Consider the following 23,333-nt stretch of genomic DNA (forward strand, 5'->3'; position numbering starts at 1 on the left):
ATAATAATTTCTTTTGGGTACTCATTCTTTAATTATTAGCATCAGATAAATGCCCTTAGTTTAAATTTTAATTGGGAAAAATGACGACAGTTTCCAATCGAATTTTACTGCGCAAACGGCTAACAAAATGAGTAATACCCCTACCCCTTGCCAGAGGCTAATTTGAGTTGAAAACGCCATGTAATCAACAATCAAAGCAGTTACAGGGTAAATAAATGACAGAATGGCAATCAACTGAGTTGGCAACTTTTGAAAGCTATCGTACATGATGATGTACATAAACCCAGTCAGGATAACCCCTAACACTAAGATATCCGTCCATTGGCGAGCTGACGTAGGCAAGTTCGACAAGTCCACCAGCGGCATCAGCATAAAGATACCAATGATCATCTGCACTAGGGCCACAAAAGTAGATGGTACTTGGCTCACTCTTTTCGCCAGTAAAGTGGCTGCTGTATAAAACAGCGCAGCCCCTAACGCGAGCAACAAACCAATAAAAGCAGACGAGCTGGCATCACCAGACAAGAGTCCAACTATCTCATTCACATCCAACTCAACGATGCAAAACAAGCCAACAAACGCCACTGCTAACCAAAACAACATAGAACGAGAAGGAGCTTCTCTACTAATAAACGCACTCACCAGCACCAAAAATAAAGGTTGCATGTTGTAGGCCACCGTTGCGATGGAAAACGCGATAAACTGGAACGAAGCAAACAACAAAATCCAATTCAGAACTAAAGTCATGCCACCTAAGATGATCAATGACAGTACTCCAAACCGAAAAAACTCACGACGAACTACCCCAGAAAAGTATGCATAGCCCCCTAACACTAGGGCACCAATCACACATCGAAAAAACACAACGTTATACAATGGCTGCTCAGAGCTGATAACAAAATATCCAATTGTGCCGGACATCATCATGGCCAACACCAATTCAATGGTGCCAATACTGCTAATAGAACGATTCATCATTTCTCTCCTATTCTTTGCATTAAAAGAACAAAATGCTCTATGGTGAATAGAATAAATTGAATAATCTTAATTTAGCAGACAAATACAAAGGCAAATAAAGATAGTTCCTATAAGAAATAGAGGCAAAAATGCGAAATAACTTTAGAAATAATAATATCACTTTAGATGGCATAGACACTCAACTCATCCGACTCTTATACGACAATGCCAGAACACCTGTCAGTGAACTGGCTCGAGTGGTTGGCATGACAGCCCCAAGCGTCAATGAGCGCCTAAAGCGATTAGAAGAAAACGGCGTTATCGCTGGGTACAAAATAGAAATCAACCCTGACGCCTTAGGCTATGGCTTAATGGCCATTGTACGTATGCGCCAGCTACCAGGAAAAATACACGAATTAGAAAAACAAATTAGTGCCATTCCAGAAATCGTTGAGTGCGATAAAGTGACGGGAGAAGACTGTTACATCGCCCGTTTATACTTGAAAGACATCAGCGAACTCGATCCGATTTTAGACAGAGTTTCCGAGCTTGCAGATACCAACACCGCCATCGTCAAGTCTACTCCGGTAAAACGTCGGTTACTGATTTAACCATGAAGCGCACTTCTCTTTGGAGCTGGGTTTCAGCCATTGCAAGTAACCATATGGCTGCGCTAAGCCTTTTATCAAGGCAAGAGCGAGGCAAACTTTTGGGCAACTATCAAAATCTAGCGTTTAATACAGTGAATCAATCACGTAAGAAGGCTGTTTTTCACGTATTTAAGTAGAAAAACGCACGATTTTAGCCAAGTTTCAGCTTCAAATATTCCCATCTTGCTTGAGATCCAATAGACTAACCGTCCAGTTTTTTTGCTTGTTCTTTGAACAACAAAAACACTTCATAACGGTTTATATTCTGTGAGTATTTCAATGTTAAACAAACTGGTTTGTTCTGCTGGTGCTGTCTCCCATTACATGGGGCGATGTGTGGCTTGGCTAACCCTAATGATGATGTTACTAACTTGCCTTATTGTGCTATTACGGTATGGCTTTAACTATGGCTCTATTGCACTGCAAGAATCTGTGCTTTACCTACACGCTTTAGTTTTTATGCTGGGTGCAGCTTATACCTTCAAAGACGATGAACACGTTAGAGTCGATGTATTCTATCGAGAGTTTTCACCTACTAAAAAAGCTTGGGTAAATATTATTGGTGGCCTTTTCTTACTACTGCCTTTTATTTTTTATACCGCTTATTTAAGTATCGATTATGTCGCAGCGTCTTGGCGAGTCATGGAAACGTCTCAAGAGCCAGGCGGGCTACCTTTTATTTACCTATTAAAAACGTTAATCCCAGTCATGATGGTAAGCCTGATTATCCAAGGGGTTGCTGATATTTTGAAAAACATTGGCGTTATTACAGCGGCACCTAGCAAAGGACAAAATTAAGCATGGTTGAATTACTTCCTATTTGGTTATTTGCAGCTGTTTGTATCTGCTTGCTATTTGGCTATCCCGTTGCCTTCTCATTAGGTGGCACAGCGCTCATATTTGCTGCCGGTGGCGCCGTATTTGGTACTTTTGATGGTGTTTTCTTAGAAGCCTTACCCAATCGTTTATTCGGTATTGTCCGTAATGAAACTCTTATTGCCGTTCCTTTATTTGTATTAATGGGGGTTCTGCTAGAAAAATCCAAACTGGCTGAAAAGCTATTAGACTCCATGGCCATGCTATTTGGCTCACTGCGTGGGGGTCTTGGTATCTCGGTCATTCTAGTGGGCATGCTGATGGCAGCCAGTACAGGTATTGTTGGGGCAACCGTGGTCACCATGGGGATGATTTCCCTGCCCACTATGTTGCGTCGTGGTTACGACCCAGCTTTAGCAACCGGTACTATCTGTGCAACAGGAACACTGGGGCAAATCATTCCGCCATCTATTGCCTTAGTGTTACTGGGTGATGTCATTTCTAATGCTTTCCAAAAAGCACAATTGGAAATGGGCATATTCTCACCTAAAACGGTTTCTGTGGGCGACCTATTTGTTGGCGCTTTAATACCTGGCTTGATGCTAGTTGGTTTATATATTTTGTATGTGATCCTAGTTGCTTGGCTACAACCCCATAAAGCCCCTGCGGTACCAAGAGAAGAACTTAGAAATAACTCTGATGAATCATTAGCGATTCAGTTAATTAAAGGTTTATTACCTCCTTTAGTGCTGATTTTTTCTGTTCTCGGCTCTATTTTATCAGGCATTGCCACCCCTACCGAAGCAGCAGGTGTCGGTGCTTTGGGCGCAGCCGTGCTGGCTTTCTTAAGCGGAAAATTAAATCTAAGCACCTTAAAAGAGTCTGTTTACTCCACCACTAAAGTCACCAGTATGGTCTTTATGATCCTAATTGGCGCATCCCTATTCTCGCTTGTTTTCCGAGGTTTCGGTGGTGAAGAACTGATTCACGAATTCTTCTCTCAGCTACCTGGTGGTGTCGTTGGGGCCATGATAGTGGTTATGTTGCTGATGTTTTTCTTAGGCTTCATTCTCGATTTCATTGAAATTACCTTCGTTGTTGTACCGATTGTTGCTCCTGTCTTATTAGCAATGGGGTTAGACCCAATTTGGCTAGGTATTATGATGGCCATTAATTTACAAACTTCGTTCTTAACACCGCCATTTGGTTTTGCACTGTTCTATTTAAGAGGTGTTGCACCTCCGGAAGTGAAAACCCAGTCTATTTATAAAGGCGTATTGCCCTTTATACTAATACAAGTGTTGGTACTTATAATGCTTGCCATTTGGCCCGAACTTGCCACTTGGCTGCCTGAACAGGTTTATGCTGATTAACCATTAAAGTATGGAGGAGTGCCCCAAACTATGTGTACTGCGCTCTTCCATTGTTAACATCTGTGACACCTAACTATAAGAAGGAAGTCCGACTATGAAAGCAATGCAAATTCAAGATTATGGCCCAGCCAGCGATTTAGCCCTTGTTGATGTGGCAAAGCCTAGTATCGATGCAGATCAAATCTTAGTGGCCGTAGGCGCGGCTGGTGTTAACCCTGTAGACACATACATTCGTTCAGGTGTTAACAACTACAAAGCGAACTTCCCACACACGCCAGGTAATGATGGCGCAGGTACAATCGTTGAAGTAGGTAGCCAAGTAACTCAATTTACAGTAGGACAAAGAGTTTACTTCAGCCGCAACCTAACGGGTTCGAGTGCCGAGTTTGCTGTTTGTAACACCACACATACTTTTGCCCTTGCAGATGCCTTGTCCTTTGAAGAAGGTGCCTGCTTAGGGGTACCTTACACAACGGCTCACCGAGCTTTATTTGGCCGTGCTAATGCCAAAGCTGGCGATAAAGTATTAATTCACGGTGCTACTGGTGCCGTAGGCATAGCTGCGGTGCAACTTGCTCTAGCAGCTGGCATGGAAGTGGTTGCCAGTTCTGGTACTGAAGCAGGCGCTAAGCTTCTTAAAGAGCAAGGTGTGAGCTCCGTTATCATGCATAATGAAAGTGGTCACCTTGAGCCTTTCCAGACACTGGAAACAGGTTTTGACGTAATTATCGAAATGCTTGCTAACCATAACCTAGACCAAGACCTTAAAGCCCTTGCCTTTGGTGGATGCGTTGCTGTTATTGGTAACCGAGGCACCGTTGAGATTAACCCGCGCGACTTAATGGCACGGGATGCCAGTGTGGTGGGTGTGGCTCTAGCGAACGTTAAACCAGCGGAACTGGCCTTAATTGCAAAGTCCTTGCTTCCTCAGTTCGAAAAAGGCGTATTAAAGCCCGTTGTACGCCGTGCGTACGAATTGGCCGACTTGGCTCAGGCTCACGAAGACGTCTTAAAATCAGGCGCACTTGGCAATTTGGTCATTAAGGTTAGTCCTTAATAACTATGAAGTAGGCTCACTTAGCGCTTAGTAAGCGAGTCTACTGGCCTTTTTAAGGATATAACAGGCGTTGTTTTAGAGGTTAGGGAAAGTCGGATTGAATCTATTCAAGTTAGCCATAGCTGACTATACTTTATACAAACCGTTACAAAAGAAGACTCGAATTTGACCACGCCTGACTCTGATGTTTTTAGCTTACCTGATGAAGCAGATACCCATGAACATGACTACCACCAACTGGTTGTTGTGCTAGATGGTAATACCGACTTTGATATCCAAGGGAAAAGCAAACAACTCCATACTGGTGAAGGATGCATTGTACCTTCTTCAGACGGGCACGCCTTTGCGGGGCTGGGAGAAAACCGCATTATGGTGGTCAATTTACCCGTCCCTCCTCAGCAAAGCATTACAGACCAAGAGTACGAAATTGTCTCACGTTTATTTGACCAAGCGGCTTTCTTCCAGCTCAACAGCCGCCTTCAGATCCTCGCTTCAGCGTTATCTGGTGAGCTAGAGCAATATCCAGAAGACAGTATGTTAGCCCGAGCCTGTGGGAATACCCTACTCAGCGCTATTCGGCATCAAGTAAACACCAAAGAAATACGTACCCGAGGTAACCAGCTCGACATAGACAAACTTGACCAATTTATTGAGCTTAATTTGTCCCGCCGTGTTCATATTGAGCAATTAGCTAATTTTTGTTTTTTAAGCGTCAGTCAATTTCATGAAAGGTTTAAAGAACGCACTGGCGTAACGCCCCACCAATACCTAATTAAAAAGCGCCTTGAGCGTGCCCAGCATTTATTAATTCAAGGCCTAGCACCAATACAAGTCGCCCAGATGTGTGGTTTCTCTAGTCAAAGTGCCATGACCAATCTATTTAGCCAAAGCTTAGGCATTACGCCCTTAAAGTTTCAAAAGCTCCATTCAAAGTAGCCTCCTTTCGCTTTATACACACGGTACGTTAACCAAATACAATATTAGCCCGTAAACATTCCGTAAAAAATCAGACTTTCTTATAAAAAAAACCGATTTTTTCGAAAGACAGCATATCCCCCTATCACTAAAGTGTGCTTATAAATCAAGTAAGCTCTTTTAGGCGTATTTGTTCAATACATCGCCAAAATCAGCAAACCTGCTCTATAACAATATACGGTCTAATAAAAGCCAATTGGCTTGGTGATAGGAGAGTTCCACCATGTTTAATGCGATTGAGGTCTTACAGCCTAACTTCATTCAGCGACCACTTAACGAGTTATGGCAGCTCATTTCTCCGCTTTATAAAGCAGATGAAGAACAGTGGTTAAAAGAATTGCTACCTTTGGCTAAGCCATCAGAACAGTCTCTTACTAACTGTACTGATGCCGCTACGCGCTTGATAGAGCAAGTGCGTAAAGACGACGACAGCATGTCTATGATTGATGCTCTCTTACTAGAGTACAGCTTGGATACCAAAGAAGGCATTCTCTTGATGTGTCTTGCCGAAGCGTTAATGCGAGTACCTGACAAAGAAACCGCTGATGCTTTTATTAAAGACCGTTTGAGCGTAGCAGACTGGGCTTCCCATGCAAAAAACTCCGACTCCTTTTTTGTCAATGCCTCTACCTGGGGGCTATTGCTCACAGGGAAAATTGTCACCATGGACGAAAAGCAAGATGGCACCCCAGCCAACTTGGTAAATCGCTTGGTTAACCGAGTTTCAGAGCCGGTAATTCGTAAGGCAATGAACCAGGCAATGAAAATCATGGGACATCAGTTTGTCCTAGGTCGTGATATTAAAGAAGCGTTATCACGTGGTAAGGGTTACCGTGACAAAGGCTACACCTACTCTTTCGATATGCTAGGGGAAGCGGCACTAACATCAAACGATGCCGCTAAATACCTTCGTTCTTACGAAAAAGCGGTTGAGTCAGTAGGTAAAGATACCTACAGCAAGGGCTACCGCCCGACCATTTCAATCAAGTTATCTGCCTTACACCCTCGTTACGAAGTGGGCTGTGAGGAGCGTGTTATGACTGAGCTGTTTAACAGTGTGAAAGGTTTAATCAGCAAGGCACGGGCTTTAGATGTTGGTATCACTATTGATGCAGAAGAAGCCGATCGCTTAGAACTTTCTTTGCACCTGTTTGAAAAACTATACCGTGATGATGCGGTACGAGGTTGGGGGCTGTTTGGTCTTGTTGTTCAAGCCTACTCAAAACGTGCTTTACCTGTACTTGCTTGGCTGGCAGCTTTAGGGAAAGAGCAAGGCGACCGTATTCCTGTGCGCCTAGTTAAAGGCGCTTACTGGGACTCAGAAATTAAACTGTGTCAGCAACGAGGCATCAATGGCTACCCTGTATACACCCGCAAAGAATCTACAGATGTTTCTTACCTTGCGTGTGCAAATTTCCTACTCAGCGAGCACACTCGTGCGAATATCTTCCCTCAGTTTGCAAGCCATAACGCTCACACCATTGCAACCATCGCTTGCATTGCTGAAGAATTAGGCGCAACCACAGAAGAATATGAATTCCAACGTTTACACGGTATGGGCGACGCTCTTTACAACAGCTTAATCAAAGACAGTAATATTTGCGTGCGCATTTATGCACCTGTCGGTAGCCATAAAGACCTACTTCCTTACTTGGTAAGACGCCTACTAGAAAACGGCGCTAACAGCTCTTTTGTACACCGTTTGATTGACGCTCGTTGCCCAGTTGCAGAGCTTGTTCACCACCCAGTGACTACGCTGGAAAGCCGAAAAAGCTTGGCGAACCCGCACATTAAGCTTGCAAAAGACATGTTTGATGATCGTGACAACTCTTTTGGCCCTAATATTGAAATTGAATCTGAATGGCAGCCCTTTAAAGCCGAGATTGATCGTTTTATGGGGCAAGATACCCAGTGGCGAGGCTTCCCAATTGTTGGTGGTGAACGTATTACTACCGGTAATACTCACAACATCGTCAGTGCTTACAAACACAGCGAAACAGCCGGTCAATTAGACTGGGCTGACGCTTCGACCGTTAGCCAAGCAATTGATCTAGCACAAGCAGCCTTCCCAGCTTGGTCAGCAACACCAACAGCTGAGCGCGCTGCTTGTTTAGACCGCATGGCAGATTTAATGGAAGAAAACTATGCCGAACTCATGGCGCTTTGTCATCGTGAAGCTGGTAAAACCATTCAGGACAGTATTGATGAAGTACGTGAAGCCGTGGACTTCTGCCGTTACTACGCCCAGCAAGCGCGTAGTGATTTCGCTCAGCCAAAAGCTTTTAAAAACTTCTTGGGCGAAGATCGCCAAGCCCAACTTGTTGGCCGCGGAGTATTTGCTTGTATAAGCCCTTGGAACTTCCCATTAGCCATCTTTACAGGCCAAGTAGTCGCTGCTTTGGTAGTGGGTAATAGCGTCATTGCTAAGCCTGCAGAGCAAACCAGCTTGATAGCTTATCGTGCTATTGAATTGCTACACCAGGCAGGTATTCCAAAAGATGTTCTACACCTGTTACCAGGCGACGGTGCTCAAGTCGGTGCGCCATTAACCAGTGATAAGCGTATTGCAGGCCTGGCCTTCACAGGGTCAACTGGCACCGCCCAATTAATTAACCGTACGTTGGCAAGCCGCGGGGTTGCTCCTGTACCAGTGATTGCTGAAACAGGTGGTCAAAACGCTATGCTGATCGACTCAACGTCATTACCAGAGCAAGTTGTGCGCGATGCAGTACGTTCCGCTTTTGCCTCAGCAGGGCAACGTTGTTCTGCTCTACGTGTGATGTTTGTCCAAGAAGACATTGCCGACCGAGTGATCCCAATGATCAAAGGCGCTATGGCAGAGCAAAGCGTTGGGCTACCTTACCTACACAGTACTGACGTGGGCCCAGTAATTGATAAAAAAGCTCAAACAATGTTGCTAGAACACATTGAAAGAATGAAGGTAGAGGGCAAGCTCATTGCTCAATCAGAACTGCCAGAATGGGCTGAAGAAGGCACTTTTGTACCACCAACGGCCTTTGAGATTCCAAGCATTTCAATTCTTAGCGAAGAAAAATTCGGTCCTATCATGCACCTTGTACGTTACAAAGCGCGCGACCTAGATAAGATCATAGATACTATTAACAACTCAGGCTTTGGCTTAACAATGGGTGTTCATAGCCGTAATGAAACCACCTGCGCTCGTATTGCTAGCCGAGCACGTGTCGGTAACCTTTATATAAACCGTGACCAAGTGGGCGCCGTGGTCGGCGTTCAGCCGTTTGGCGGACAGGGGTTATCTGGTACCGGTCCTAAGGCCGGTGGGCCACACTATCTACAACGTTTTGCAGTAGAAAAAATCATTTAATTCTATCTGCAAAATTTAGGAGACAAGACAATGACAATCGTACAATCTGTTCAAATTGAAATGGCCCAAAAGGTATTCGAATCCTGGGATAAACTTGGCGTAAATGGCCGTGCACAGCTTTTACAACCTGTGCTTAGCAAGCTGTCAGAGCAAGAGCAAAAAATGGCCCAGTGGCAAATTAGTAATGCTCTAAAAGAAATTGGTGAAACCCAAATTATGCCAGGACCTACAGGTGAGCGAAATGAGCTTTCCTCACAAGGTCGTGGTGCGTTTTTGTGTGTCAGCTTTGCTCAGCATTCACAAGCTAAAACAGGGTTAATAGGACAAATCATCGCTGCGCTTATCGCAGGGAACCCAGTGATAACGGTAGGTTCGAAAGGCCAAGGAATTATGGACTTACTTGCTCCTAGTTTACCTGAAGGCGTTATCCAAAACGTTGCCGAATCGGCCCAAGATTCCATCATAGAAGCAGAGCATCTCGCCGGTATCGCAGTGATTTGCAAGCCAGAAGAAGCTCTTTCTTTAAACCAGCGCCTAGCAGCAAAAAACGGACTAATATGCCAGTTGGTTGAAGAAACTAATGTTGATAGCTTGAACTATATTGCCAGCCCACATTACATTCTTCGATTTGTGACTGAGCGTACTGTATCAATCAATACAACCGCTATTGGTGGTAACGCTACCTTGCTAGAACTAGGCAGCATGGACGAATAATAGCTCACACAAAAAACCTTCCGCACCCTGGAAAGGTACGGAAGGTTTTTTTATAAGCTAACAATCAGTCTTACTGGTCACGAGCGTTAATGTAGGCACGCTCAGAAACCGCATGCCAATCACTAACTTTTGCTCGGAAAGCTTTGAAAGAATCATATACTTTCTGGCTCATAGGATCCGCTGCTGCCACTTCTTCTAATACTTCGTCAGACGCTACTTTTAACGCAGCTAAAAGATCTGCAGGGAAAGGTTTAAGATCAACATTATGCTCGTTCACTAGAGTCTGTAACGCATTATTATTTAACGCTGTAAACTCATCTAGCATATCGGCATTACTCTGACGAGCCGCTGCCCTAACAATCATTTGCAAATCTTTTGGTAGAGCTTCAAAAGCTTCTTTGTTCAACACCACTTCCATTGTTGAACCTGGCTCATGCCAACCAGGGTAGTAGTAGTATTGAGCCGCTTTGTATAATCCAAAGGCTAGATCATTGTATGGCCCCACCCACTCAGTGGCATCAATGGTGCCAGACTGCAATGCTGTGAAGATTTCACCGCCAGGCAGGTTAACTGGTGAACCACCTACTTTTTTCAGGACTTCACCACCTAAACCTGGAATACGCATTTTAAGGCCTTGGAAGTCCTCTAAAGAGTTAATCTCTTTATTGAACCAACCGCCCATTTGTACTCCAGTGTTACCTGCGGCTAGAGGGATAAGATTAAAGGGCTCGTAAATTTCTTCCCATAGCTCTAAACCGCCACCATGATGGATCCAAGAATTAATTTCTTGTGCAGTTAAGCCGAATGGAACTGCGGTGAAGAACTGAGCAGCTGGTGCTTTACCTTTCCAATAATACGCAGCACCATGACCCATTTGTGCAGTGCCTCGAGACACAGCATCAAATACTTCAAGAGGCGGAACTAACTCACCCGCAGCGTATACTTTGACATTGATGCGTCCAGCAGTCATTTCATTAATATTTTTCGCAAGCAACTCAGCCCCTGTTCCCAAACCTGGGAAGTTTTTCGGCCAAGTGGTTACCATTTTCCACTCAATAACCTCTGCTTTCTTCTCTACTTTGGCAGTCTCTTCTGCTTTTTCAGAACCACCACAAGCCACCAAAGTGGCTGCTGCCACGCTAGCCAGTGCCAACTTACTCCATGAACCTACCGCTTTCATTTCGCTTAAACCTCTCATGAATCATGTTTATTTTTATATTGCTCGCTACGCGAGTTCTTCATGCAAACTGAAATTACACATTTCTTGCACTAAGTATTACGATAGTATGAAGTGTTAGCGTCAGTCTCAAGCCCTATTTTCCATTACAGATCAATTTATTACTTTTTCTGACATAAAAAAGCCCCTCCTAGTTAGGAGAGGCTGAAGTATTCAATGTTTTAAAGCTTATTTAAGCGCTCTTGCATTGATATAAGCACGCTCAGACACATCATGCCATGAAGTTACAGAGTCTAAGAAAGCTTTAAACGAGTCATAAACGCGTTGGCTATCTGGATCATTCGCTGCGATTTCAGCCAAAGTTTCCTCTGATGCTTTTTTAAGAGCGATCAGTAAATCTTCAGGATAAGCACGAAGGTCCACATTATGCTCATTCACCAATGTCTGGAGTGCGGCGTTATTACGCGCAGTATACTCGTTCAGCATATCCTGATTGGCTTGCTGAGCCGCCGCCCTTACGATCGCTTGTAAATCCGCAGGTAATGCTTCAAAAGCCTCTTTATTGAAGATAGCTTCAACAGCACTGCCTGGCTCATGCCAACCTGGGTAATAGTAGTATTTGGCTGCCTTATAAAGGCCGAAAGCTAAGTCATTGTATGGCCCAACCCACTCAGTCGCATCGATAGTACCAGATTGTAGAGCAGTAAAGATTTCACTCCCTGGTAGGTTAATAGGCGAAGCTCCTAACTTTTTAAGCACTTCGCCACCAATGCCAGGCATACGCATTTTTAGGCCTTTAAAGTCTTCTAAAGAGTTGATCTCTTTATTGAACCAGCCGCCCATTTGCGCTCCTGGATTACCTGCTGGCATAGGGATTAAACCAAATGGTTCGTATATTTCTTCCCACAGCGCTAAGCCACCACCGTAATAGATCCAAGCATTAAACTCTTGCGCCGTTAGACCAAAAGGTACTGTTGTGAAAAACTGTGCCGCCGGAACCTTACCTTTCCAGTAGTAAGAAGCACCATGACCCATTTGAGCGGTACCGCGTGATACGGCATCAAACACCTCTAGAGCCGGTACCAACTCACCAGCCGCATAGACTTTTACCTCTAAACGACCACCAGCCATTTCGTTAATGTTCTTCGCTAAAAACTCTGCTCCAGTACCTACTCCAGGGAAGTTTTTTGGCCAAGTGGTGACCATTTTCCATTTAATGGTCTCAACTTTTGCTGCCGTTTGTGCTGATGTGTTTTCTTCTTCTGAACCACCACAGGCAACTAAGACTGTGGCAAACAAGCTAACTAGAACCAACTTGCTTAATGAGAATAAGTTGCGCATTACGTTTCCTTTAAAAAAGTAATTTGAAATCTGAGGTCTCTGCCTTCAATAGGACAAGATAAGCGAGGTTTAACGCGCCTATGATCATCGCAACATTTTATTATTTTTCTCATGAGTGAGCAGGACAGCCCCTTATAACAAAAATATAAGGGGCCAAAGATAATAAGAAGCGATTAAGATTAGCTCAACTACTTTTTCCAATTTTCGACATTTAATTGCGAATACTGGCTTGTTATGCGTAATTCCATGCCAACCTTTGGCAAGAATGAGAGGATTGTTCTGCTAACAGCAAGGCATACACAAGATGACAGGCATCTTCTAGAGGCACAGGAGAGTCCGCTTTACCCTGAATCGCTAATGCTAATTGACGATAGAAAGCGGTATATTGGCCAGCATCAGCCACTTCTTCTTGTACCGAAATATCACTTGCCGTTGGAGCTATATAGCGAGTTATACTTTGTTGAGCAGCTTGGTCTGGAAATCCACTGTGCCAAGGCATTTGGCCGCTACGTAAGGCATCTTCTTGAGGATCAAGACCATGACACTGCCAACTCCCTCCAGAAAAACGAGCATTGAAACGACGCATGTTACCGGCTTCAAAAGAGCTATGACCTAAACGAACTCGAGTTTTACCGTAGCCCAACTCCAGCTCAAAAGTATCCGCTGTTTTGCCGCCCTCTCTTAATGTATCAATGCAAGCTTGAATCCAATCAGGCTCCCCCATTAAGCACAAAGTTTGATCTAACAAATGGGGGCCAAGATCCCAAAAGATACCTGCACCTACCCCTGGCTCTTCCCGCCAACGCACCTGAGGTATTGGGCGAAAACGATCAAATCGTGAATCTAACTGTTTTAACTCCCCCAGCTCCCCGCTTTTTATTAAAGCTCGTAAACGCTGAAAATCTCCATCAAAACGGCGATTTTGATACACACAAAAAATACGCTCTTGCTCTTTACTCAAAGCACAAAGCTGCTGAATCTCTTGAATACTGGTGACCGAAGGCTTCTCTAGCAAAACGTGTTTGCCCTGCTCAAGGGCTTGTTTCGCTTGCTCGAAATGAACAGCATTCGGAGACGTAATAACTACTAAATCAACATCTTGAGCCGTTAGCACTTCTTCAACATCCGCTACCACACGTGCCTGTGATGCGACTTTCGACACTTCTTCAGCTTGGCTGGTCGACACACACACCAACTCCATATCAGGATCATGAAGAATAAAAGGCGCATGAAAAATACGTCCTGACAGACCAAAACCAACCAACCCTACTCGAATAGTCATTGAATACTCCTTATTTTTATTCATTCCCTAACAGCCTAACAGATAACGGCAGAAAATTTATATGGCAGGCACAAAGCTCCTACCCCTCAAGCAAAATGCCACCGCACAGGAGACAGACGTAAACACATCAGTAGAAATCGTAAAAAAATGCGAAAGTGCACCCGCAGCCACTTTGAACGCCTGCTTCACATCTTGGGTATCTCAGCCCAAATAAGCACAACGTTTAACTACCAGAGAAAAGATGTAAAAGCGCTCTCGTAGCGACTTTGAACGCTTGCGTTCGGAGCCAGAGAGTCGCTTTACATTTTAGGAAACCACAGCCCGAATAAGCACAACGTTTAACAACCAGAGAAAAGACGTAAAAGCGCTCTCGTAGCGACTTTGAACGCTTGCGTTCGGAGCCAGGGAGACACTTCACACCTTGGAAGCTACTAAATTACCTCTAGCTTAGCAAAAGACAGCACCAGCCACTTCGTACCTTCATCGTCAAAATTAACCTGCACACGAGCTTGAGCCCCTTGGCCCTCATGATTAATCACCAGTCCTTCTCCAAACACAGGGTGTCTTACCCTATCTCCCATATTCACCGTAATCTCAGGAGCTTGATAAGCATTCAACACACTGCTACTTCTAAGCTTTTGTTTCTCAGAAGCAAAATCATGGCGCTGGAACGACACTGGGCGGCTTACTTGCGAGCGTAAACGCACTTCTTCTAACGTTTCAGGGGGAATCTCTTTAATAAACCGTGATGGACTATTAAAAGACTCACTGCCAAATAAACGACGGGATTCCGCATAGGTTAAATAGAGTTTTTCCATTGCTCGTGTGATTCCGACGTAGCATAAACGTCGCTCTTCGGCTAAACGACCAGGCTCTTCAAATGACATTTTGCTTGGGAACAGGTTCTCTTCTACCCCGGTTAAAAATACCAGAGGAAATTCTAGGCCTTTTGCCGAGTGGAGCGTCATCAATTGCACCGCATCCTGATGCTCATCTGCTTGAGCTTCACCAGCATCTAACACCGCTTGGTCTAAAAAGGCCATAAGTGGAGAGCTGAACTCTTCGTCTTCATCGTTCCAGCTAAACCCACCAGCAGCACCAACAAGCTCTTTTAAGTTTTCAATACGAGCTTCGCCTTTTTCACCCTTTTCTTTTTCGTGGAAAGGAATCAAACCTGCTTCCTCAATAATTTGAGAAAAAATTTCATTCAAATTCAGCTCAGGGTTTTTCACACTTATCGCAAGCCCTTCAATCAATTGTAAAAAGGCTTTAATGGCATTGCTGGCGCGAGCCGTCATAAGAGATTGCTCAACTACCTGTTGAGCGGCTTGCCACATAGAGCAGCCTTGATCTCTCGCTAGTTCACGCAACGTACCAATACTGCGCTCGCCAATTCCTCGGGGTGGAACATTAATCACTCGCTCCATGGCGCCATCATCATTCGGGTCTAAAGCCAAACGTGCATAAGCTAGGGCATTTTTGATCTCTAATCGATCATAAAAACGATGACCGCCGTAAATTCGGTAAGCAATACGTTCACGTACTAAGCATTCCTCAATCACTCGCGATTGAGCGTTAGAACGATATAAGATGGCCATATCTCTTAACGCCGTACCTTTATCGCTCCACTCTTTAATAATACCGATAATAAAACGCGCTTCATCTTGCTCATTAAAGCCTGCGTAAACTGAGATCGGCTCGCCTTCTCCGCTGTCTGTCCATAGCTCTTTACCCAAACGATCATCGTTGTTTTTAATTAGGCCGTTAGCCGCTTTAAGAATATGGCCAGTGGAGCGGTAATTCTGCTCAAGGCGAATGGTTTCAACATTTTTAAAGTCTTTGGTAAAACTTTGAATGTTTTCAATTTTTGCGCCCCGCCAACCATAAATAGATTGATCATCATCCCCTACCGCGGTAATAGTGCCTTGATCTCCCACCATAAGGCGTAACCAAGCGTATTGAATCGTGTTGGTGTCTTGAAACTCATCAACCAGAACGTGTTGAAAGCGATCTTGATAATGTTTAAGTAACGACGGTGTACTGAGCATGAGTTCATGAGCTCTAAGAAGCAATTCACCAAAATCTAATAATCCACCTCGTTCACAGGCTTCTTCGTAATGGTAATAAAGCTCACGCATGCCTTTGGCAAAAGGATCGTGGCTATCTGGCACATGGGCTGCGCGGCGGCCCTCATCTTTTTGAGCATTAATAAACCAACACACTTGTTTTGGCGGCCAACGAGTGTCGTCTATGCTGAGCTCTCGCATAATACGTTTCACTAAACGTAGCTGATCATCACTGTCCATAATTTGAAAGTTTTCTTTCAAACCTGCATCGCGCCAATGAGCCCTTAAAAGCCTATGGGCTAAGCCGTGGAAAGTTCCTACCCACATGCCCTGTGGTGGCACTCCAACAAGCTGTTCAATACGCCCTTGCATTTCACGAGCGGCTTTGTTGGTAAAAGTAACTGCCATGAGACTATAAGGTGATAATTCATAGGCATGCATTAGCCAAGCAATTCTATGTACCAATACACGGGTTTTTCCTGAACCCGCACCTGCTAGCACCAAACTATTTTGCAATGGTGCGGCCACTGCCTCTCGTTGCTTATCGTTTAATCCATCGAGGATAAAAGAAACGTCCATTCAATTCCGCCATAGGTTGTATTCTGTTTGTAACAAAAAAACGGCATGATCAGGTTGATTTTTGATCACAAAATGTTTTTTATTAACTTGTTGATTATGTTGTTTGTCTATTTTGACGCTTTTTGAGCGCCGATGACAGTCATCTGTGTATTTCTATTGCTACGAATACGCTAGAAAGGAGAAACCATCATGAGAAACCTGTCTGAAACTTTAACAGAAGTAAAAACAGACATTCTTCACGCGTCTATCAGTTTAAAGAATGAAGAGAACGAAAAAAATCAAAAAGAAGACTCGGCCCGCATGCTAAGAGCACGTCGTGCCATTGAACAACACCTAGAAGAGAAACGCTTAAACCAAGCTATTTCTGACGGTTGGGATGAATAGCTAATAATCCTGCCTCAACATACAGGCTCAACCACCTACGCTGTACCAAAGCGAGCGTAGCGGAGACATTTAGCCCCTGAATTAGGTAATTCCCCCCCATTACCTAACAAGCCTCTTTTACACCTTTTTCTTCCGTTTTCACAACCTAGATCAACAACAAGTTTCATTTTTAATGGCGATCATGTCTAGCATGGAGTACCATATTGTCTGATTTTAACATCAATTCATCACATAATAAGAAAAGCAAAATAAACCCTCTTGGGGAGTCTCCATGTTTGAACATATCCAAGCTGCTCCAGCAGACCCAATTCTTGGCCTGAACGACGCTTATAAGAAAGATCCTAACCCTAACAAAATTAATCTTGGGGTTGGTGTATTCAAGGACGAGCAAGGCACTACGCCAATTTTAAAAGCCGTTAAACAAGCGGAAGCAAGTTTGTTAAACCAAGAACAAACGAAAAGTTATTTAAGTATTGAAGGGGCTCCCGCTTATCGCGCAGCCGTTCAAAAGCTACTTTTTGGCGCTGATCACAAAATTATTGCTAAAAACTTAGCGCAAACTGCCCATACACCTGGCGGTACTGGCGCACTTCGTGTAGCTGCAGAATTTATTAAGAAACACCTTCCTGAAGCGACTGTTTGGGTGAGCAACCCTACTTGGGCAAATCATCAATCTATTTTCCAATCAGTGGGCATAGAAGTCGGCAGTTACGCTTATTACGACGCAAAAAATAAAACACTGGACTTTGAATCTCTGCTCGCAAGCCTTTCTCAAATACCAGAAGGCGATGTAGTATTGTTCCACGGTTGCTGCCACAACCCTACTGGCATTGATCCAACCCCTGAGCAATGGCAACAGCTTGCCAAACTTTCAAGCAAACAAGGCTTTTTACCCCTGTTTGACTTTGCTTACCAAGGATTTGGCCTTGGTATTGAAGAAGATGCTCAAGGTTTACGCACCTTCTTAGATCAAGTACCTGAAATGCTGATTGCTAACTCGTTTTCCAAAAACTTTGGCCTATACAATGAGCGGGTTGGAGCCTTAACTCTTGTCTGTGAAACTGCAGAGCAAGCAGAAACTGTGTTCACTCAGGTAAAAAGAGCTATTCGCACAAACTATTCAAACCCGCCTTCTCATGGCTCTGCTGTTGTGGCAGAAATTCTCAACAATGCAGAACTACGCGCAATGTGGGAAAATGAGCTAAAAGAAATGCGAGTTCGTATTCATGAAATGCGTAGCTTGTTTGTTAACACCCTTCGCGCTAAAGGGGTTAGCCAAGACTTTTCGTTTATCTCTCAGCAGCAAGGCATGTTCTCTTTCTCAGGTCTAAACCCAGAGCAAGTTGCCCAATTGCGCAAAGACCATGGCGTGTATATCGTTGGGTCGGGGCGCATTAATGTTGCAGGTATGACCCACGAAAACATGGAGCCACTTTGTGACGCCATTGCCGCCGTATTAAAAGCCAGCGAAAGCTAAACCTTTATAGGCTTGATGATTAAAAACCGCTTAGCATTTCTTTCTAAGCGGTTTTTTTTTTGACTTCTTTGTCCCAATACTATTTATATTACTGTCTAAACAGACAAGATTATTTCTTAGCATTGAACAAAAAGAACACTGGAATCTGATATGACCGCAACTCTGATTTACTGTTACGACCCTATGTGCAGCTGGTGCTGGGGCTTTAAACCCACTTGGAGCCAACTACAAAAAGCCCTCCAACCATTGATCGATAACAAACAACTTACCATCCAGCCCATGCTAGGTGGATTAGCGGTAGATTCCGATCAACCTATGCCAGAGCAAATGAAATCTGCGTTAGAAGGAACTTGGCAACGCATCCAAAATACACTCGGCACCGAGTTTAATTTTGACTTTTGGCGTTCCGCAAAACCTCGCCGCTCCACATATCCAGCCTGTCGCGCTTGCTATGTGGCTCGCGATGTTGGCTTAGAAGATGAAATGTACCAAGCTATTCAAGAAGCGTACTACTTGCAAGCACGTAACCCCTCCGACATGGATACACTCACACAATGTGCTGTGCAAATTGGCTTAAAAGCAGAAGGCTTTGAAAAATCCATGCAACATGTTCGGGAAGAGAAACTACTCGAACAAGAAATTAGCCAAGCGAGGCAACTTGGCTTAAATTCGTTTCCGTCACTGGCCCTTTTGATTGGCGATCGACTGGTTGATATCCCACTGGAGTATCATAACCATGAAACCATGCTAGAGAGCATCAAAGCTGCTCTAAGTTAACCGAATCATCTTGGTGTTATTCTAATTAACCAGCGAATTTGTTAACCAAAGTCGTGGTTAATTAGATCTAACATCGGATTATAAACAGGTTCATCAAGCTGACTTTTCCTTTGTGGTTTTTCTTCAGATGATGCGGCATTTTCATTGGTTTGTACTTCCTCGGATGGAACAGAAGAAATATCAATCCGTGTCGTTTTTTCGTCTACTAGAATTTCCGAGCCCTGATCAGAAACAAGGGGATCTTTTGCGGCTAACGCTTTTGCTAAAGCCTCGATAAAACCGTTTAATTCTGGAGAAGTTACATTCACAGCCAACCAATGTTTGGCTTCGGCTTTTTGACTAAGCAAGGCACCACTGGCAAAACAATGCCGAAACTTAGCCATTAGTGTTTTACTGGTTTCTTCCTCAACCGCACGCTCTAGTTTCAACCAAAGAATAAAGCCCCCTTTACTTTGGGCAAAACTCACTTGATCTGAAAAATGCAGTTCGAAAAGGCTCTTCGCTTTCTCCATTAAAGACCAAGCGGTACGCGCTTTTTTCGTTAGAGATGACTTGCCTTCTTTCTTAAAAGTCCGGACTAGAGCCTCCTGTTGGGCTTCTGACAAGGCCATATCCATTCCTAGCAAGGCCCCCTCTAACTTGTCATGATAGCGGCCAGCAATACACCAAGCTGCACTAGCGTATGCAGACTTAGCTTCGAGGGCGCCTATATAAATAACTCGATCTTCTTGATCGAGAGACTTATATGCCATAACAGAAGATGCCTTGTGCGCAAGGTGAGAGTACATATCCCACTCAATTGCAGGAATGTCTACCTTCTCAATAATAGCTAACCAGCGTCGTAAGCTTAAATTACTGATGGCCAATCCCGTAGGAAATGAAAACTGCCCTGGTAGAACAATTAAGCCAATGCTTTCTTGTTTTAAACACTGCAACACAGCATCTAAGTCAGCTCCTCGTTCACCGACATCCAAGGTCATTACTTGACGCTCTAAACTCACGAGAGTCGCGGCTAATCTTGGGTCACTCGGCGTTAACAGCAACACTTTGTCTTGTACTTGAGTCAGCCTTAAAACGGCTTGAGTGAAAAAACTAAGCGGGCTACGGCCTAACCAAAGTTGAGATGCATGAGTATTAATTCCTAGATTTTTTAGATACTGGCAACCAGCCTCACGAGCAGATAGGCTACCTCTACCCAGTGGCGCAAATTCATGATCATGCTCGACCAAGCTCGTATCACTCAAAGCACTTAGTTGATCTGTTAATACGCCACGTAAGGACATAGCCGTCCATGCTAATGAGCAGCCTGATTCGTCCAACAAGCTCACTGAATCACTGACTAATAAGTTAGCGGGCTTAGCTTGATTTCTATGGCAAACAAAATAGCCTGATTTAGGGCGTGATTCTATCCAGCCTTCTTGCGAAAGAATGTCATAGCCATGAATAATGGTATTTAAGCTCAGCCCTAAGTCTTTAGATAAATTCCTAAGAGACGGCATTCGATCACCAGGAGACAATTTAGACGTCGATACCTGCTCAAAAAACCAATCCACTACACCCTTGTATAAAAAGTCAGCCACCATTTGTACCTTTTTATTAACTTACATTTAAATCTGTATTCAATCATTAAGCCGAAACTTGAAAAAGGCAAGTAAATTGGCCATTTTTTCTTATTTCAAACCACAGCTAGGTTACAATTTCCAAACTAGGCATAGCTTTTAATTCTCGTTAAGCAGGTAACATTGAAGGACTTTCATGGCATTTGACCCTCTTTCACTTCATGAGCAATTCCCCATTCTTTCTATGGAAGCAAATGGTCACCCGCTTACCTACTTGGACAACGCGGCCACGACACAAAAGCCATCTGCGGTTTTAAAAGCCATACAAGATTATTACCTTACTTGTAATGCCAATGTTCATCGTGGTTCTCATTACCTAAGCGATCGTGCAACCAATCACTTCGAGCAAGCTAGAAGCCGTGTCGCTCGCTTTATCAATGCACCTGCTGATAGCCATGTCATATGGACTAAAGGTACTACAGAGTCCATCAATACGGTGGCTTATGGATTAGAGCATCTTATCGAAGCGGGTGATGAGATCTTAATAACCAGCTTGGAACATCATGCCAACCTAGTACCTTGGCAACAATTGGCTTTTCGAACTGGCGCCAGATTAAGAGTGCTTCCCCTTACTTCTGAAGGAAATTGGCAATCCGAATATGCTCGGTATTTTACTGACCGAACCAAGATATTTGCCACCACACAAATATCCAATGCCATCGGAGTATCAACACCTCTCGCCAACATGTTAGAACAAGCTAAAGAATGTGGTGCTTTTACCTTAGTAGATGGCGCTCAAGCGGTTGCCCACCATAGTATTGATGTGGCTGAACTGGATTGTGATTTTTATGTCTTTTCGGGTCATAAAATGTATGGCCCAACGGGTATTGGTGTTTTATATGGTAAAAGTCATGCTTTAGAAGTGCTTATGCCTTTCCAAACAGGGGGGGAAATGGTTCATCACGTGGCATACCAAGCTACAGAGTTTAATGTGCTGCCTTATCGCTTGGAAGCCGGCACCCCCCATATAGAAGGGGTAATAGGTTTAGCTGCAGCGTGCGATTTTTTAACCAATCAAGACCGAGAAGCGATTCTTCAATGGGAAGAGTTTTTAGCCAATCACGTATACCAAAGGCTTTTTAAACATGGTGGAATCGACCTGTTTTCCCCTGAAACGAAAACCAACATTGTTTCTTTAACTGTACCCAATATTCATACTATCGATTTAAGCAGCTACCTAGATGCTAAGGGAATCGCGGTACGAGCAGGAAGTCACTGTGCCCATCCATTAATGGCTCAGCTTGGTGTAGCAGGGACACTCAGAGCGTCTTTTGCTTGTTATAATACTTTAGAACAAGCCAATCATTTTTGTGACACCCTATTTGAAGCCATTGAGATCCTAGGTGATGACTGATTATCAAAGTATAAAAACACAACTTAGCGAATGTAATAGTAAAGAAGAAACCTTTAAAACCTTGGTCATGCTCAGCAAGAGCCTAGAACGCTTGGCAGACCCAGATAAGTCTGACGAAAATAGGATAAAAGGCTGTGAAAGCGCTGTTTGGCTACTTGAGCACAAAGAAGGCGAAATCTGCCACTTTCGGGCTGACAGTGACGCCAAACTAATGCGTGGAGTGCTGGTTGCCATTCTTAGCCTTGTGAATGGCAAAAACAAAACGGCAATTCAGGCTATGGATCTCAAAGCAGAACTTGCCGAACTGAACCTAAGCAGTTACCTCACCACTTCTCGTACAAACGGTGTATTGGCGATTCTTAGCTTTATCCAAGCGCGCTGAATACGCTAACTCTCATTAAATTCCGACATGGTTGGCACTACCGTTTTAATGGTATTAATAAAGTGGTGCAAAGATTTGTGCTGCTTGATGTTCGTTGGGTAGGCAACCCCATAGGGATAGCTAATCGCAGGCTCAAAAGGTCGGGTTATAACCCCTTTATTTCGCCATGTAATGGCTGCAAAAGGTTCCAATACCCCAACAGCCAGCCCAGAAGAAATGATGGCATAAGCCGTATGAGAAGTGTCTATCTGGATACCGCGATGTATTTGACCTTTAACAGGTTCAAGCGCATCTTCTAGCTTATTCCAATAGCCTGGGTATGAGTCTAAAACCGACAACACACTCTCACCAATAAGATCCTCTGCATGAATCACCTGCTTATGTCTAAGTGCATGACCATCTTGCATAGCAAAAACGAATCTCGCTTTACCAATAAACTCCCGCTCAATACCCACCAATTTTGGCAACTCTAACCCGAGCGCGAGGTCAATGGAGTTGGTTTGAAGTCGCATGGCAATTTCAGACATAGACAAAGTTAGTACAGTGAATCGCTCAGCGGGGTAATACTTCTTATGTTCTTCTAAGACAAGGGTTAATAAGGAGCTAGAAATAGCAGAGGTACAAGCAATTTTTAATTCACTAGGAGTACGGTTACGAATCCTTTCCGCAACCGATTCCAGCTTCTGAAAGCCTATAAATATCTCTTCAACGGAGCGAAAAAACTCTGTCGCTTCGATCGTAGGGTGGAGTCTACCCTTTTTCCTTTCAAATAGAGCAAAGCCCAATGAGTCTTCAAGATCACTTAGCAAACGGCTTACAGCGGGTTGAGAAATATACATTTTTTCGGCGGCAGCCGATGTTGTTCCCAACAACATAATGTTCCGAAACGCCTCAACTTGTCTAAATTTCATACATTCCCATAACTTTTGGTTATTGATAATACTTAAATATAAGTAGATATCATGGCATTAAATTTTCATTATAGAAATATGTAAAGAGTGTGAAGC

The 23,333-nt window shown here is 43.9% G+C and carries 19 protein-coding genes; 12 read left to right on the forward strand and 7 right to left on the reverse strand.

All coding sequences use genetic code 11. The annotated features are described in order from the left end of the window. Positions 1-60 precede the first annotated feature (60 nt). On the reverse strand, positions 61-978 hold the full coding sequence (locus tag ACYVGZ_RS12980; RefSeq protein WP_460756318.1) for a DMT family transporter: 918 nt from the start codon (positions 976-978) through the stop codon (positions 61-63). A 128-nt stretch (positions 979-1,106) separates the two neighbouring features. Here ACYVGZ_RS12980 and ACYVGZ_RS12985 point away from each other — a divergent pair, with 128 nt between their 5' ends. The 7 genes from ACYVGZ_RS12985 (at position 1,107) to ACYVGZ_RS13015 (ending at position 9,888) form a co-directional block, all read left to right on the forward strand. Beyond that, positions 1,107-1,568, forward strand: coding sequence for an Lrp/AsnC family transcriptional regulator (locus tag ACYVGZ_RS12985; protein ID WP_460756320.1), 462 nt, complete (start codon positions 1,107-1,109; stop codon positions 1,566-1,568). Between the two features lie 318 nt (positions 1,569-1,886). Further along, complete coding sequence (locus ACYVGZ_RS12990; protein WP_460756322.1) at positions 1,887-2,405, forward strand: TRAP transporter small permease subunit; 519 nt, start codon at positions 1,887-1,889, stop codon at positions 2,403-2,405. Between the two features lie 2 nt (positions 2,406-2,407). Beyond that, a complete protein-coding gene (locus ACYVGZ_RS12995; RefSeq protein WP_460756325.1) occupies positions 2,408-3,796 on the forward strand; it encodes a TRAP transporter large permease in 1,389 nt (462 codons plus the stop codon). Between the two features lie 94 nt (positions 3,797-3,890). Next, the gene (locus ACYVGZ_RS13000) at positions 3,891-4,853 is read left to right on the forward strand and encodes an NADPH:quinone reductase (RefSeq protein ID WP_460756327.1); all 963 of its coding nucleotides are present in this window, start codon (positions 3,891-3,893) and stop codon (positions 4,851-4,853) included. Between the two features lie 165 nt (positions 4,854-5,018). Beyond that, positions 5,019-5,789 carry a helix-turn-helix domain-containing protein gene (locus ACYVGZ_RS13005; RefSeq protein ID WP_460756330.1) on the forward strand — a complete coding sequence of 257 codons (771 nt, stop codon included), beginning with the start codon at positions 5,019-5,021 and terminating at the stop codon, positions 5,787-5,789. Positions 5,790-6,051: 262 nt separating this feature from the next. After that, positions 6,052-9,174 carry a bifunctional proline dehydrogenase/L-glutamate gamma-semialdehyde dehydrogenase PutA gene (gene putA, locus ACYVGZ_RS13010; protein WP_460756333.1) on the forward strand — a complete coding sequence of 1,041 codons (3,123 nt, stop codon included), beginning with the start codon at positions 6,052-6,054 and terminating at the stop codon, positions 9,172-9,174. 30 nt (positions 9,175-9,204) lie between these two features. Beyond that, positions 9,205-9,888 (forward strand): 1-pyrroline-5-carboxylate dehydrogenase, encoded by a 684-nt coding sequence (locus ACYVGZ_RS13015; protein WP_460756335.1) that lies wholly within the window; start codon positions 9,205-9,207, stop codon positions 9,886-9,888. A 70-nt stretch (positions 9,889-9,958) separates the two neighbouring features. On the opposite strand, the gene ACYVGZ_RS13020 is transcribed toward ACYVGZ_RS13015, so the two are convergent. The 4 genes from ACYVGZ_RS13020 to uvrD form a co-directional block, all read right to left on the reverse strand. Beyond that, complete coding sequence (locus ACYVGZ_RS13020; protein ID WP_460756338.1) at positions 9,959-11,068, reverse strand: TRAP transporter substrate-binding protein; 1,110 nt, start codon at positions 11,066-11,068, stop codon at positions 9,959-9,961. 225 nt (positions 11,069-11,293) lie between these two features. Then, entirely contained in the window at positions 11,294-12,406 is a 1,113-nt protein-coding gene (locus tag ACYVGZ_RS13025) for a TRAP transporter substrate-binding protein (RefSeq protein ID WP_460756341.1), read from the reverse strand. 232 nt (positions 12,407-12,638) lie between these two features. Next, positions 12,639-13,688, reverse strand: coding sequence for a Gfo/Idh/MocA family oxidoreductase (locus ACYVGZ_RS13030; protein ID WP_460756343.1), 1,050 nt, complete (start codon positions 13,686-13,688; stop codon positions 12,639-12,641). A gap of 431 nt (positions 13,689-14,119) precedes the next feature. Then, positions 14,120-16,333, reverse strand: coding sequence for a DNA helicase II (gene uvrD / locus ACYVGZ_RS13035; RefSeq protein WP_460756346.1), 2,214 nt, complete (start codon positions 16,331-16,333; stop codon positions 14,120-14,122). 189 nt (positions 16,334-16,522) lie between these two features. On the opposite strand from uvrD, the gene ACYVGZ_RS13040 reads away from it, so the two are divergent. The 3 genes from ACYVGZ_RS13040 (at position 16,523) to ACYVGZ_RS13050 (ending at position 18,971) form a co-directional block, all read left to right on the forward strand. Next, positions 16,523-16,717, forward strand: coding sequence for a PA3496 family putative envelope integrity protein (locus ACYVGZ_RS13040; RefSeq protein WP_460756349.1), 195 nt, complete (start codon positions 16,523-16,525; stop codon positions 16,715-16,717). A gap of 271 nt (positions 16,718-16,988) precedes the next feature. After that, positions 16,989-18,194: an amino acid aminotransferase gene (locus tag ACYVGZ_RS13045; RefSeq protein ID WP_460756352.1), complete on the forward strand. Its 1,206-nt coding sequence runs from the start codon at positions 16,989-16,991 to the stop codon at positions 18,192-18,194. 150 nt (positions 18,195-18,344) lie between these two features. Beyond that, on the forward strand, positions 18,345-18,971 hold the full coding sequence (locus ACYVGZ_RS13050; protein WP_460756355.1) for a DsbA family protein: 627 nt from the start codon (positions 18,345-18,347) through the stop codon (positions 18,969-18,971). Positions 18,972-19,012: 41 nt separating this feature from the next. Here the strand turns inward: ACYVGZ_RS13050 and ACYVGZ_RS13055 are convergent, their stop codons facing one another. After that, complete coding sequence (locus ACYVGZ_RS13055; RefSeq protein ID WP_460756357.1) at positions 19,013-20,524, reverse strand: GntR family transcriptional regulator; 1,512 nt, start codon at positions 20,522-20,524, stop codon at positions 19,013-19,015. 202 nt (positions 20,525-20,726) lie between these two features. Here ACYVGZ_RS13055 and ACYVGZ_RS13060 point away from each other — a divergent pair, with 202 nt between their 5' ends. Then, positions 20,727-21,944, forward strand: a complete 1,218-nt coding sequence (locus ACYVGZ_RS13060) for an aminotransferase class V-fold PLP-dependent enzyme (protein WP_460756359.1) — start codon at positions 20,727-20,729, stop codon at positions 21,942-21,944. Further along, positions 21,937-22,326: a SufE family protein gene (locus tag ACYVGZ_RS13065; protein WP_460756362.1), complete on the forward strand. Its 390-nt coding sequence runs from the start codon at positions 21,937-21,939 to the stop codon at positions 22,324-22,326. Before ACYVGZ_RS13060 ends, ACYVGZ_RS13065 begins: the two co-directional genes overlap by 8 nt. A 5-nt stretch (positions 22,327-22,331) precedes the next feature. Here the strand turns inward: ACYVGZ_RS13065 and ACYVGZ_RS13070 are convergent, their stop codons facing one another. Next, positions 22,332-23,237, reverse strand: coding sequence for a LysR family transcriptional regulator (locus ACYVGZ_RS13070; protein ID WP_460756365.1), 906 nt, complete (start codon positions 23,235-23,237; stop codon positions 22,332-22,334). Positions 23,238-23,333: the final 96 nt, after the last annotated feature.

This window comes from Marinomonas epiphytica, from assembly GCF_054780655.1.

Bases quoted from the DNA above. Each gene is read 5' to 3' on its own strand.
- ACYVGZ_RS13065 (WP_460756362.1), top strand. From the start codon at position 21,937: ATGACTGATTATCAAAGTATAAAAACACAACTTAGCGAATGTAATAGT.
- ACYVGZ_RS13050 (WP_460756355.1), top strand. From the start codon at position 18,345: ATGACCGCAACTCTGATTTACTGTTACGACCCTATGTGCAGCTGGTGC.
- ACYVGZ_RS13060 (WP_460756359.1), top strand. From the start codon at position 20,727: ATGGCATTTGACCCTCTTTCACTTCATGAGCAATTCCCCATTCTTTCT.
- ACYVGZ_RS13000 (WP_460756327.1), top strand. From the start codon at position 3,891: ATGAAAGCAATGCAAATTCAAGATTATGGCCCAGCCAGCGATTTAGCC.
- ACYVGZ_RS13040 (WP_460756349.1), top strand. From the start codon at position 16,523: ATGAGAAACCTGTCTGAAACTTTAACAGAAGTAAAAACAGACATTCTT.
- ACYVGZ_RS12995 (WP_460756325.1), top strand. From the start codon at position 2,408: ATGGTTGAATTACTTCCTATTTGGTTATTTGCAGCTGTTTGTATCTGC.
- putA (WP_460756333.1), top strand. From the start codon at position 6,052: ATGTTTAATGCGATTGAGGTCTTACAGCCTAACTTCATTCAGCGACCA.
- ACYVGZ_RS13020 (WP_460756338.1), bottom strand. From the start codon at position 11,068: ATGAAAGCGGTAGGTTCATGGAGTAAGTTGGCACTGGCTAGCGTGGCA.
- ACYVGZ_RS13015 (WP_460756335.1), top strand. From the start codon at position 9,205: ATGACAATCGTACAATCTGTTCAAATTGAAATGGCCCAAAAGGTATTC.
- ACYVGZ_RS13030 (WP_460756343.1), bottom strand. From the start codon at position 13,688: ATGACTATTCGAGTAGGGTTGGTTGGTTTTGGTCTGTCAGGACGTATT.
- ACYVGZ_RS12990 (WP_460756322.1), top strand. From the start codon at position 1,887: ATGTTAAACAAACTGGTTTGTTCTGCTGGTGCTGTCTCCCATTACATG.
- ACYVGZ_RS13025 (WP_460756341.1), bottom strand. From the start codon at position 12,406: ATGCGCAACTTATTCTCATTAAGCAAGTTGGTTCTAGTTAGCTTGTTT.
- ACYVGZ_RS13070 (WP_460756365.1), bottom strand. From the start codon at position 23,237: ATGAAATTTAGACAAGTTGAGGCGTTTCGGAACATTATGTTGTTGGGA.
- ACYVGZ_RS12980 (WP_460756318.1), bottom strand. From the start codon at position 978: ATGATGAATCGTTCTATTAGCAGTATTGGCACCATTGAATTGGTGTTG.
- ACYVGZ_RS12985 (WP_460756320.1), top strand. From the start codon at position 1,107: ATGCGAAATAACTTTAGAAATAATAATATCACTTTAGATGGCATAGAC.
- ACYVGZ_RS13045 (WP_460756352.1), top strand. From the start codon at position 16,989: ATGTTTGAACATATCCAAGCTGCTCCAGCAGACCCAATTCTTGGCCTG.
- uvrD (WP_460756346.1), bottom strand. From the start codon at position 16,333: ATGGACGTTTCTTTTATCCTCGATGGATTAAACGATAAGCAACGAGAG.